The following is a 13500-nucleotide window of genomic DNA, read 5'->3' as shown; positions in this document are numbered from 1 at the left end:
GAGAACCGAAAGGCTTGACATGGTACGTGCGGACCGCCCGGGCAACGTCCCGTCCGCGAACCGGGATTCCGGTCCGCGCCGGCCCGAGCCGATCGCCGTCGTCGGCATGGCGTGCCGGTTGCCGGGCGTGCACGGTCCGGCGGACCTGTGGCGGCTGCTGCGCGCGGGCGCGGACACCATCGGACCGCCGCCCGCGGACCGTCCGGGCCTCGGCGGGGTGTCGGGTCGCGGATCCTTCCTCGCCTCGATCGACGGCTTCGACCCGGCCTTCTTCGGCATCTCCGAGCGCGAAGCCGCCACGATGGACCCCCATCAGCGGCTGATGCTCGAACTGGGCTGGGAGGCACTGGAGGACGCGGGCATCGTCGCCGACACCCTGGCCGGCACCCGCACCGGCGTGTTCGTCGCCGCCGGTTCCGACGACTACGCGCTGCTGCTCGGGGCCGAGGAGCCGAACCCGGCCACCGCGCATGCCGTCACGGGTCAGCACCGCAGCATGGTCGCCAACCGGCTCTCCTACTTCCTGCGCGCCGGCGGCCCCAGTCTGACCGTGGACACCGGCCAGTCCTCGTCCCTGGTCGCCGTGCACACGGCCTGCGAAAGCCTGCGCTCCGGCGAATCCGAGACGGCCCTGGCCGGCGGGGTCAACCTGATCCTGACCGCACGATCCACCGACCGCCTGGAGCGTTTCGGCGCACTGTCCCCGGACGGCCGCTGCCACACCTTCGCCGCCGGGGCCAACGGCTACGTCCGCGGCGAGGGCGGCGCCGTCGTGGTGCTCAAGCCGCTACGGCGCGCCCTCGCGGACGGCGACCGGATCCACTGCCTCGTGCGCGGCAGCGCCGTCAACAACGACGGGGGCGGGGAGACGCTGACCGCGCCCGACCCGAGCGGGCAACGGGACGTGCTGCGCCGGGCGTACGAGCACGCGGACGTGGACCCGACCCGGGTCGGCTACGTCGAGTTGCACGGAACCGGAACCAGGCTCGGCGATCCGGTCGAGGCCGCCGCGCTGGGCGCGGTGCTCGGGGCCGGACGCGATGCGGACCGGGCGCTGCCCGTGGGGTCGGTGAAGACCAATGTCGGTCACCTGGAGGCCGCAGCCGGGGTGATCGGGTTGGTGAAGGCGGCGCTGGTGATTTCCCATGGGGAGATTCCGGCGAGTCTGAATTACGCGGAGCCGAATCCGGAGATCCCGTTCGCCGAGTTGCGGTTGGCGGTGGCGACGGAGTCGACGGCGTGGCCGAGGCCGGTGCACGCCGTGGAGTCGGCGGGGCCGCGGATCGCCGGGGTGAGTTCCTTCGGCATGGGTGGGACCAATTGCCATGTGGTCCTCTCGGAGGCGGAGTTCGCGCCCGAGAGCAGGTCGGAGACCGAGCCCCACGCCGCCGGTGGCCCGGCTTCGGTCGCCCCCGACGTGTCGCCCCTGGTCGTCTCCGGCCGTACCGACCAGGCGCTGCGTGCCCAGGCGGCCCGGCTCGCCCGCTTCGTCGGCGACCGGCCGGAACTCGGTCTGCCCGACATCGCGCACTCGCTCCTGTCGACGAGGTCGGTGTTCGAGCATCGGGGTGTGGTGATCGCCGGCGGTCGGACCGACGCGGTCACGGGTCTGCGGGCGCTCGCCGCCGGCGAGCCGGTGCCGGGTGTTGTGTCCGGGCGGGCCCGAACCGCCGGGCGCACGGTGCTGGTCTTCCCCGGCCAGGGGTCACAATGGCTCGGCATGGCCGCCGGACTCCTCGACTCCGCGCCGGTGTTCGCGGCACGGATCGCAGACTGCGACGCGGCGCTCGCGCCCTACGTCGACCGCTCGGTGGTGTCGACGCTGCGCTCGGCGTCCGCCGACTGGCTGGAGCGGGCCGACGTCGTACAACCCGTGCTCTGGGCGGTCATGGTCTCGCTCGCCGAACTGTGGGCCTCCTTCGGCGTACGACCCGCCGCCGTGCTCGGCCACTCCCAGGGTGAGATCGCCGCCGCGTGCGTCTCCGGCGCGCTCAGCCTCGCCGACGGCGCCAAGGTCGTGGCGCTGCGCGGCCGTATCCTCCTCCACCTGTCCGGCCGCGGTGGCATGGTCTCGGTGGGCGTCTCGGCCGAGCGGATCACCGCACTGATCGCCCCCTTCGACGGACGTTTGTCGGTCGCGGCGGTCAACGGCCCGGCGTCCGTCGTCGTGTCGGGCGAGCCGGACGTACTCGACGAACTCCTCGTCGCCTGCGCGGCCGGGGGGATCCGGGCCCGGCGGGTCCCGATCGACTACGCCTCGCACTCCACCCAGGTCACCGGGATCCGCGCCGCGCTGCTCCGCGACCTGACGGACATCCGGCCGCGCCCGTCCCGCATCCCGTTCTGCTCGTCGGTGACCGGTGAGCCGGTGGACACCACCACCCTCGACGCCGAGTACTGGTACGCCAACCTGCGCCGGACCGTGCGCTTCGAACAGGCCGTCCGAACCCTCCTGGGCCGAGGGCACGACGTCTTCATCGAATCCAGCGCACACCCCGTGCTCACCACGAGCGTCCTGGAGACGATCGCGGACGCCGGCGCGGACGCCGCGGCGCTCGGCACGCTGCGCCGCGGTCAGGGCGGCCCCGAGCGCTTCCGCACCGCGCTCGCGGAGGCGTACACCTGCGGCGTCGCGGTCGACTGGAACCCGCTCCGGGCCCCGGGAGCGCGTCGGGTCGATCTACCCACGTATGCGTTCCAGCGCGAGCGTTTCAGGGTCGGCGGTACGGCCGACGCACCCGTCGGGGTCCGTCGGCGGGCGCGGTCCGCGTGGGCCGATCGGGTGGCCGGGCTCGCCCGTGCGGAGCGAGAACAGACCGTATACGAACTGGTGTTCGCGCACAGTGCGATGGTGCTGGACCGGCCCGCACTGAACGCGGCCGACGGTGAGCTGACGTTCGAGGCCCTGGGCCTGGACTCTCCGGGCGCCGTCGAACTGCGCAACCGGATCAACACCGACACCGGGCTCAGCCTGCCCACAACGCTCGCCTACGAGCACCCCACGCCGGCCGCGGTCGCGCGGCATCTGGCCGGCCTGCTCCTCGACACGACCCCCGACGACTCGCGCCCCGAGTTGGACGTGGCGGCGGAACAGCCGACCGACACCGATCCGATCGCCATCGTCGGTATGGCCTGCCGCCTGCCCGGCGGCGTCGCCTCCCCCGAGGACCTGTGGCGACTGGTGGCCACGGGCGGCGACGCCATCACGCCCTTCCCTGACGACCGGGGGTGGGACCCGGCGGTGCTCCACGACCCGGACTCCGGCTTCGGGAGCACCGGTTACGTCCGGCGCGGCGGCTTCCTGGCCGGCGCCGCCGACTTCGATGCGGACTTCTTCGGGATCTCGCCACGCGAGGCGTCGGCGATGGATCCGCAGCAGCGGTTGTTGCTGGAGACCTCGTGGGAGGTCTTCGAACGGGCCGGCATCGACCCGGCCGCCTTGAAGGGCAGCCGGACCGGTGTGTTCGTCGGCGCGATGGGTCAGGACTACGGCGCCCGGCTCGACGTTGCCGTCGACGGCTCCGAGGGCTACCGGCTCACCGGAAGCGCTGCCGGGGTCCTGTCCGGACGGCTCGCCTACACGTTCGGCTTCGAGGGCCCGGCCGTCACGGTCGATACGGCGTGCTCGTCCTCGCTGGTCGGCCTGCACCTCGCGGCGCAGGCCCTGCGCGCCGGCGAGTGCTCGATGGCGTTGGCGGCCGGAGTGACGGTGATGTCGACCCCGGGCATGTTCGTCGAGTTCGGTCGACAGCGGGGGCTGGCGCCGGACGGCCGGTGCAAGGCGTTCTCGGCTGCTGCGGACGGCACCGGTTGGTCCGAGGGCGTCGGCGTGCTGCTCGTGGAGCGGTTGTCCGATGCCCGGCGGCACGGGCATCGGGTGTTGGCGACGGTGCGCGGTACGGCGATCAACCAGGACGGCGCGAGCAACGGGTTGACGGCGCCCAACGGTTCCTCGCAACAGCGGGTCATCCGGCAGGCGCTGGCGAATGCGGGACTCTCGGCCGCCGACGTCGACGCGGTCGAGGCACACGGCACCGGCACCACGCTCGGCGACCCGATCGAGGCGCACGCGCTGATCGCCACCTACGGCCGCGACCGGGACGGCGAACGGCCGCTGTACCTCGGGTCGTTGAAGTCGAACATCGGCCACGCCCAGGCCGCCGCGGGTGTGGCCGGGGTGATCAAGATGGTCATGGCGATACGTGCCGGCGTCCTGCCGCAGACCCTGCACGCCGACGAGCCGTCCCCGCACATCGACTGGTCGGCGGGTGCTGTGGAGTTGCTGACCCGGGCCCGGGGGTGGCCCGAGGCGGGCCGTCCGCGCAGGGCCGGGATCTCGTCGTTCGGGATCAGCGGGACCAACGCGCACGTGATCGTCGAACAGGCGACGGCCGAGAGCGTGCAGGCGGTGCCACTGCCCGATTCGCGTATGGGCGCGCTGCTCCCCTTCGTGGTGTCCGGGCACGGCCGCGACGGTCTGCGGGCGCAGGCGGCCCGACTGACGCGGTTCGTCGGGGACGAACCCGAGCTCGGGTTGGCCGACTTGGCGTCGGCACTGATCACGTCGCGATCGCTGCTGGCGCGCCGGGGCGTCGTACTGGCCTCGGACCGGGCCGAACTCAGCGCCGGGTTGGCGGCGCTGGTTGCGGGGGAGTCCTTTCCGGGTGTCGTTTCGGGTGTGGCTCGCTCTTCGGGGCGGACGGTGTTGGTGTTTCCGGGGCAGGGGTCGCAGTGGGTGGGGATGGGTGCGGAGCTGCTCGATGTGTTTCCTGTGTTTGCGGCGCGGGTTGCGGAGTGTGAGGTGGCGTTGGCGCCGTTTGTGGATTGGTCGTTGGTGTCGGTTTTGCGGTCGGGGTCGGGGGTGTGGCAGGGCCGGGTGGATGTGGTGCAGCCGGTGTTGTGGGCGGTGATGGTTTCGCTTGCGGAGTTGTGGCGTTCGTTCGGTGTGGTGCCGGGTGCGGTGGTGGGTCATTCGCAGGGGGAGATTGCGGCTGCGTGTGTGGCGGGGGCGTTGTCCTTGGCGGATGGCGCGAGGGTGGTGGCGTTGCGGAGTCGGGCGCTTGGGGCGTTGGCGGGTTCCGGGGCGATGGTGTCGGTGTCGTTGGCGTGTGTGGACGTGGTCGAGTTGTTGGGTGCGTTCGAGGGTCGGTTGTCGGTGGCGGCGGTGAATGGGCCGGCGTCGGTGACGGTGTCCGGTGATGCGGGTGCGGTGGACGAGTTGGTCGCGGTGTGTGAGGCGCGGGGGGTGTGGGCGCGTCGGGTGCCGGTGGATTATGCGTCGCATTCGGTGCGGGTGGAGTCGATCCGTGACCGGCTGCTTGTCGAGTTGGCGGATGTGGAGCCGGTGGCGCCGTCGGTGCCGTTTTTTTCGACGGTGACCGCCGAACGGCTGGAGTCCACGGCCCTCGACGCCGACTACTGGTACGCCAATCTGCGGTGCACGGTGCGTTTCGAGGAGACCGTGCGGCTCCTGCTGGCCCAGGGGTTCGACGCCTTTGTCGAGGTGAGCGCCCACCCGGTGCTGACCACGCCCATCGAGAGCACCATCGAAGCCGCCGACGCCGAAGCGGTGGTGCTCGGGACGCTACGCCGGGGCGCGGGCGGCCTCGACGACTTCACCGCCGCGCTGGCGCAGGCGTACGTCGACGGCCTCACCGTGGACTGGTCACCCCTGGTGGGCGAACACACGGCCGGGGAGGTCGAGTTGCCGACCTACGCGTTCCGCCGGCGGCGATACTGGCTGCGCGACGTCATGACCGACGGCGCCGAGGATGCGGCCGGGTTCGGGCTCACCGGCGAGGACCACCCCCTCCTCGGAGCCTCGGTGTCCCTGGCGGACGGGCAGGGATTCCTGCTCACCGGGCGGCTGTCGCTGTCCACGCACGCCTGGCTCGGGGATCACGCGGTCGGCGGGACGGTGCTGCTGCCCGGTACGGCCTTCGTCGAACTGGCCGTGCGGGCCGGGGATTCCGTGGGATGCGGCCTGCTGGCCGAACTGGCCCTGGAAGCACCGCTGGTGCTGCCCGAACAGGGCGGTGTGCGGATCCAGGTCGTGGTCGCGGCACCGGGGGCCGACGGTGGCCGGGCGGTCTCCGTGTTCTCGCGCGTCGACGACGACACCGATCGGAAGTGGACCAGGCACGCCGGCGGCCTCCTCCTGCCCGATGCCGGCGCGCCGACCGACACCGGCACCGCGCCGACCGCGTGGCCGCCCGTCGGTGCGCGGCCGATCGAGCTGGATCGTTTCTATCCGGATCTGGCCGAGGCGGGTTACGCCTATGGCTCGTCCTTCCGAGGGCTGCGCGCGGCCTGGCGGGTCGGCGAGGACGTGTACGCCGAAGTGGCCCTCCCCGCCGAACAACGCGAGCAGGCCCACCGCTTCGGGATTCACCCGGCGCTCCTGGACGCGGCGGTACAGGTGGCGGCGTTGACCGGCATCGGCGATGCCCGCACCGCGATCCGGCTGCCGTTCGTGTGGAGCGGCGTACGCCTGTCGGCCTCCGGCGCGTCGTCGCTGCGGGTGCGACTGTCCGTGGACGACGGCGACCTCGTGAGCATCGAGGCGACCGACGGCACCGGCGAACCGGTCTTCTCCGTACAAAGTCTCACCCTTCGGACGATCATCGCCGACCGACTCGCCCACGCCGCCGACGAGACGGCCGACAGTCTCTTTCACCTGGACTGGATCCCGACCCAGGTGGTCGAACAGCCGGGCGGGGACGAGATCACCCTGCTCGACTGCGCCCCGTCGGCTTTCGGCGACGGGCTCGCGGACACCATTGCGGCGGCGACGGCCGAGGTGTTGGCACGCATCCAGGGATGGCTCGCGGCCGAGGGGCAAGCACAGTCGCGGCTGGTCCTGGTGACCCACGGCGCGGTGGCGGCAGGACCGGCCGATGTGGTCACGGACCTCGTACACGCGCCGGTGTGGGGCCTCGTCAGGTCCGCGCAGACCGAACACCCGGGCAGGTTCGTGCTGGTGGACACGGACGACAGCCCGGCGTCGGCGGCGCTCCTCGACGCCGCCGTGCGCAGCGGCATGTCGCAACTCGCGTTGCGCCATGGCGACATGCTCGTGCCCCGGCTGGCCCGGGCCGGCGCCGACGACGCGCTGATCCTGCCGTCGGGCGCCTGGCGGTTGCACACGCCCGGGGCCGGCACGCCGGCGGACTTGGCACCGGTGCCCGCGCCGGAGGCCCTGGAGCCCCTGCGATCAGGGCAGGTGCGCATCGCGGTGCGGGCGGCGGGGCTCAACTTCCGTGATGTGCTGATCGTGTTGGGCATGTATCCGGATGCCGCGACGATGGGCGGCGAAGGCGCGGGCGTGGTGACCGAGGCAGGTCCCGGAGTATCCGAATTTGCCGTCGGCGACCGGGTGTTGGGGCTTTTCCCGGCTTTCGGACAGACCGCGGTGGCCGACGTGCGGACTCTCGTACAGGTGCCCGACGGATGGTCGTGGGAGCAGGCGGCGTCGGTGCCGGTGGCCTTTCTGACCGCCTATCACGGGTTGTCCGCGCTCGGTCGGCTGGGTGCGGGCGAGTCGGTGTTGATCCACGCCGGGACCGGCGGGGTGGGGATGGCGGCGGTGCGGATCGCGCGGCACCTGGGTGCCGAGGTGTTCGCGACGGCGAGTCGTGGCAAGTGGGATGTGCTGCGGTCGTTGGGGTTGGACGATGCGCATATCGGTGATTCGCGAACGCTCGACTTCGCGACGCGCTTCCGGGCCGCGACGGGCGGTCGAGGCGTGGACGTGGTGTTGAACTCGCTGGCGGGCGACTTCGTGGACGCCTCGCTGCGACTGCTCGCCGATGGTGGCAGGTTCGTGGAGATGGGCAAGACCGATGTCCGGGACGAGGCGGCGGTTCGCGCGGCTCGTCCCGGGATCGCGTCGTATCGGGCCTTCGATCTGGTCGAGGCGGCGGGCGCGGACGGGATCGCGGAGTTGTTCGCGGTGCTGATGCCCCTGTTTCAATCGGGTGTGTTGACGCCGGTCCCGGTGCGGTGTTTCGACGTGCGGCGGGCACCGGAGGCGTTTCGGTTCATGGCGCAGGCGCGGCATACGGGGAAGTTGGTGCTCCGGATGCCGGTGCCGCTCGATCCGGACGGGACGGTGTTGATCACCGGCGGCACCGGCACGCTGGGGGCGCTGGTGGCCCGGCATCTCGTCGCCGAACACGGTGTGCGTGCTCTGGTGTTGCTCAGCCGCAGCGGCCCGGCCGCCCCCGGCGCGAAGGAACTGGTGTCCGAGCTCTCCGGTCTCGGGGCGCGGGTGGTCGTCGAGGAGTGCGACGCGGCCGACCGCGAAGCCCTCGCGCGGGTTCTGGCGCGCATCCCGGAATCCGCTCCGCTCACCGGGGTCCTACACGCCACCGGAGTCCTGGCCGACAGCCTGGTCGAGTCCATGACGCCGGAAGATCTGGAATCGGTGTTGCGGGCCAAGGTCGACGGGGCGATCAACCTGCACGAGCTGACCGCCGGCCACGACCTCGCCGCCTTCGTGCTCTTCTCCTCGATCGCCGGCGTCCTGGGTGGCCCGGCGCAGGCCAACTATGCCGCCGCCAACACCTTCGTGGACGCACTGGCCGCGCACCGGCAGGCATCCGGCGCGCCGGGTACGTCGTTGGCCTGGGGACTGTGGGCGAAGACCAGCGGCATGACCGGGCGGCTCGGCCGCGACGACCTGAACCGGATGGCGCGCGGCGGCGCCCTGCCCATGTCCGACGCGCTCGGACTCCGGCTCTTCGACGCCGCCCGATCCGGACCGTGGACGCTCGTCGTGCCGATGCGGGTGGACCCGGCGGCGCTGCGCACGTCGGCCGGGACGGGCACACTGCCGGAGGTGTTCGGCGGCCTGGTACGCGGTTCGGCCCGGCGGGTCGCGGCGGCCGACGGGGACGTGGGCGGGTCGACGTGGCAGCGGCGCACCGCCGCGCTCGGGCCCGCCGAGCGTTCGCGGGTGTTGCTGGAACTGGTCCGTACGCACGCCGCCGCCGTGCTCGGCCACGGCGACGAGACGGCGGTCCCCGCCGACCGCGCCTTCAAGGCACTCGGCTTCGATTCGCTGACCGCGGTCGAACTGCGCAATCGGCTCACCGCCGGCACCGGGCTGCGGCTGCCCGCCACGCTCATCTTCGACCACCCGACCCCGGCCGCGTTGGCCGGCCGGCTCGGCGCCGAACTGTTGGGAACGGAACCGGAATCGGTTGCCGAGGAGCCGCCGGTCGCCGCCCACGAGCCGATCGCGATCGTCGGCATGGCCTGCCGATTCCCCGGGGACGTGCGCTCCGCCGACGACCTGTGGCGGCTGATCGCGGCGGGCGCGGACACAATCTCCGACTTCCCGACGAATCGCGGCTGGGACCTCGCCGGACTGTTCCACCCGGACCCCGACCATCCGGGCACCAGTTACACCCGATCCGGTGGATTCCTTTACGACGCCGACCGGTTCGACGCCGACCTGTTCGGGATCAGTCGCCGCGAGGCACTGGCGATGGATCCGCAGCAGCGGCTGCTCCTGGAGACGTCCTGGGAGGCCCTCGAACACGCCGGCATCGCGCCGGACACCCTCGGCGGCAGTCGGATCGGCGTGTACACCGGACTCGCGGCGCAGGGGTACGCGGGCCGGCTCGCCCGTGCCCCGCACGAACTGGAGGGCTACCTGGGCACCGGGAACACGCCGAGCGTGGGCTCCGGGCGGGTCGCGTACACCTTCGGGTTCGAGGGGCCCGCGGTCACCGTCGACACGGCCTGTTCGTCCTCGCTCGTCGCGCTGCACCTGGCGGTCCAGGCGCTGCGCGGCGGGGAGTGCACGATGGCTCTGGCGGGTGGGGTGACCGTGATGTCGGAGCCGGGGTTGTTCGTCGAGTTCAGCCGGCAACGCGGTCTCGCGGCGGACGGCCGCTGCAAGGCGTTCGCGGCGTCCGCCGACGGGTTCGGGCCGGCCGAGGGGGTCGGTGTCCTGGTGGTCGAGCGCCTGTCGGACGCCGTCCGCGACGGGCACCGCGTACTCGCCGTCGTTCGTGGATCCGCGGTGAACCAAGACGGCGCGAGCAACGGGCTGACCGCGCCCAACGGGCCGGCGCAGCAGCGGGTGATCCGGCAGGCCCTGGCCAACGCGGGGCTGGCGACGTGGGACATCGACGCGGTCGAGGCGCATGGGACGGGCACCACGCTCGGCGACCCGATCGAGGCGCAGGCGCTGATCGCGACCTATGGTCGGGATCGACCGGCTCACCGGCCGGTGCACGTCGGCTCGGTGAAATCCAACATCGGGCATACGCAGGCGGCGGCGGGTGTCGCGGGCGTGATCAAGATGGTGCTGGCGATGCGCGCGGGCGTCCTGCCCGCGACGTTGCACGTCGACGAGCCGACCCCGCACGTCGACTGGTCGGCCGGCACGGTGGAGTTGTCGACGGCGCCGCGTCCCTGGCCCGACCTCGGCCGCCCGCGTCGGGCGGCCGTCTCCGCGTTCGGGGTCAGCGGTACGAACGCGCACGTGATCCTCGAACAACCACCCGCCGAGCCGACGCGGAAGCGGGCACCTCGCCCGGCCGACGACCTCGGAACGACCCCGTCCCCTCTGCCCGTTGTACTGTCCGCCCACTCCGCCGAGGCACTGCGCGCGCAAGCCGCGCGGTTGGCCGAACACGTCGAGCCGCCGGGATCGGAGCGATCCGCGGATGGCCCCGCGTCTCACGAACCCGGGCACGATTACCGCGAGTTGGTCGACCTTGCCTACTCATCCGTCGTTTCGCGGGCCGGGCTCGAACACCGGGCCGTGGTCACCGCGGCCGACCGGAAGGGGTTGGCGACCGCCCTCGCGGGGTTGGCGGCCGGGGGCTCTGGGGTCGACGCGATGCTCGGTGTCGCCCAGGCTGGGCATCGTCCGGTGTTCGTCTTTCCCGGACAGGGTTCCCAGTGGGTCGGGATGGCCGGCGGGCTGCTCGACGCGTCACCCGAGTTCGCCGCGTGGATCCGGGCGTGCGAGGAGGCGCTCGCGCCGTTCGTCGACTGGTCGTTGACCACCATCCTGGGTTCGGATTCGGACGGGTGGCTGGAGCGGGTCGACGTGGTGCAGCCGGTCTTGTGGGCGGTGATGGTCTCGCTGGCCCGGTTGTGGCGGGCGTACGGCGTGCACCCCGCCGCCGTGGCGGGCCACTCCCAGGGCGAGATCGCCGCCGCCTGCGTCGCGGGCGCCCTCTCGCTGGAGGACGGTGCCCGGATCGTCGCGCTGCGCAGCCGGGCGCTGCTCGACCTGTCCGGCAGGGGCGGGATGGCCTCGGTGGCGCTGTCCGCCGACGAAGCGGCCGAACTGACCGCGCCGTTCGGCGACCGCGTCGCGCTCGCGGCGGTCAACGCCCCGCATTCGGTGACCCTTTCCGGCGACCCGACGGCGCTGACCGAGGTGCTGGCGCGGTGCGAGGAGCGCAACGTCTGGGCGCGGCGCGTCCCGGTCGACTACGCCTCGCACTCCCCGCAGGTCGAGTCGATCCGCGAAACACTGCTCACCGCCCTCGCCGACCTCGAACCCCGCGCCGCGGACGTGCCGTTCCACTCCGCCGTCACCGGCGCGGTGGTCGAGGGCGCCACCCTTGACGCCGAATACTGGTACACCAACCTGCGCCGGACCGTACGCTTCGACGAGACCGTCCGGACCCTGCTCGACCAGGGCCACGACGCCTTCGTCGAGGTCAGCGCGCACCCGGTGCTGACTACCGCCATCCTGGAGACGGTCGAGGCGGCCGGCTCGCGGGCCGCGGTCCTGGACACCCTGCGGCGCGGCGAGGGCGGCCCCGACCGCTTCACCCGCGCCCTCTCCCGGGCGTACGTGCACGGCGTGGACGTCGATTGGCGGGTCGCCTTCGCCGACACCGAGCCGAGGGTGACGGACCTGCCCACCTACGCGTTCCAGCGGGAGCGGTACTGGCTACGGGACGACTCGGGCACCGCGACCGACGCGCGAGGAATGGGCCTGACCCCAACCGGACACCCCATACTCGGCGCGGCCATCGACCTGCCCGGCGCGGCCGGGATCGTCTTCACCGGACGCGTTGGCCGGCACACCCACCCGTGGTCGGCCGAGTCGCCGTTCCCGGGCACGGCGGTGCTGGCCGGCGCCGCCCTCGTCGAACTCGCCCTGCACGCGGGCCGATCGACCGGACTCGACACGGTGGAGGAGTTGACCCTGACCGCGCCGCTGCCGCTGCCCGAGCGCGACGGGGTCCACCTGCGGGTGGTGGTCGGCGCCGCCCGCCCCGACGGCCGCCGGACGGTGGCCGTGCACTCCCGGCCGGACGACCCCGCGGCGGCCGGAGCCTGGACCCGGCACGCCGAGGGCCTGCTCGCTCCCGTGGCCGAGGCGGCGGAGGACGCGGCCGGGCCCGAGGACGACCTGCTCGTGTGGCCGCCGGTCGGTGCGGTACCCGTTACGATCGCGGTGCCCGTACCGACCGGTGAAGACGGGGCGGATCCGGCCGATCAAGTGCTGCGCGGCGTATGGCAGTGCGGCGCGACCCGATACATGGAGGTCGCGCTCCCCGCCGATCGACGGCAGGACGCCGTCGGCTACGGGCCGCATCCGGTGCTCGTGACGGCCGCGTTGCGAGCCCTCGGCGCGGGCGCGGCGGCGGGGGAGAGCGACGCGGCGATCCGGATGCCGTTCGTATGGTCCGGTGTCACGCTGCACGCGCCCGGCGCGACCTCGTTGCGGATCCGGCTGGAGGCGACGGGTGACACCTCGGACACCCTGTCGCTGGTCGCGGCGACCACGACCGGCGCGGCGGCCTTCACGGTGCGCTCGCTCGTACTGCGCGCGGTCTCGCCGGAGCGCTTTCGGGCCGCGCTCGCCGAGGCGAAATCCTCGGCGGGGGGCGGCGATTCGGTCCTGCTGCCGCAGCCCGTCGCAGTCCGGGCGGTGGACGACGTCGATGCGCGGGACGAGGCCGCGGCCGGTGCCCTGGGGCGCCGGCCGGTCGCGCTGAGTGCGCTGGGCGCGGCGGAGCGGCGGCGGGCGCTGCGCGACCTGGTGGTGGCCCATATCGCGGCCGTCCTGGGCCAGGTCGAAGCGGGCGTGCCCATGGACAAGCCGCTGCGCGACCTCGGCCTGGATTCGATGGCCGCGGTCGAACTGCGCGGTCGGCTGAGTACCGCCCTCGGCCTGCACCTACCGGTGACCCTCGTGTTCAGTCACCCCACCGCGGCGGCCCTGGCCGCCCACCTGGACGGCACCCTCGGGCCCGAGACCACGACCGAAGTCGGTCCGGCGCCGATGGCGTTCGGCCGACTGGAGAACGCGCTCTCCCGGTTGCCCGCCGACCCGGCGACGCGGGCGGCGGTCACCCGGCGCCTGGAAACCCTGCTGTGGACCTGGCGCGACGCGTCCGATGCCGAGGCGGCGGAGCACGCCGCCCTGGACGGGGAGGCGCTGGCCGCCTCCTCCGCCCAAGACATGTTCGACCTGCTCGACCGGGAACTGGGGCCCGACAGCGCCTGACCCGACGT

General features: G+C 73.0%; 1 protein-coding gene. It reads left to right on the top strand.

The window, feature by feature from the left end:
• Positions 1–19 precede the first annotated feature (19 nt).
• Positions 20–13492 carry an SDR family NAD(P)-dependent oxidoreductase gene (locus ACFXKZ_RS20365; protein WP_380002281.1) on the top strand — a complete coding sequence of 4491 codons (13473 nt, stop codon included), beginning with the start codon at positions 20–22 and terminating at the stop codon, positions 13490–13492.
• Positions 13493–13500: the final 8 nt, after the last annotated feature.

It is taken from the genome of Embleya sp. NPDC059237 (genome assembly GCF_042754105.1).
Taxonomy (GTDB): domain Bacteria; phylum Actinomycetota; class Actinomycetes; order Streptomycetales; family Streptomycetaceae; genus Embleya.
The sequence above is the reverse complement of the archived record's forward strand: the minus strand, read 5'-3'. Positions and strand labels throughout refer to the sequence as shown.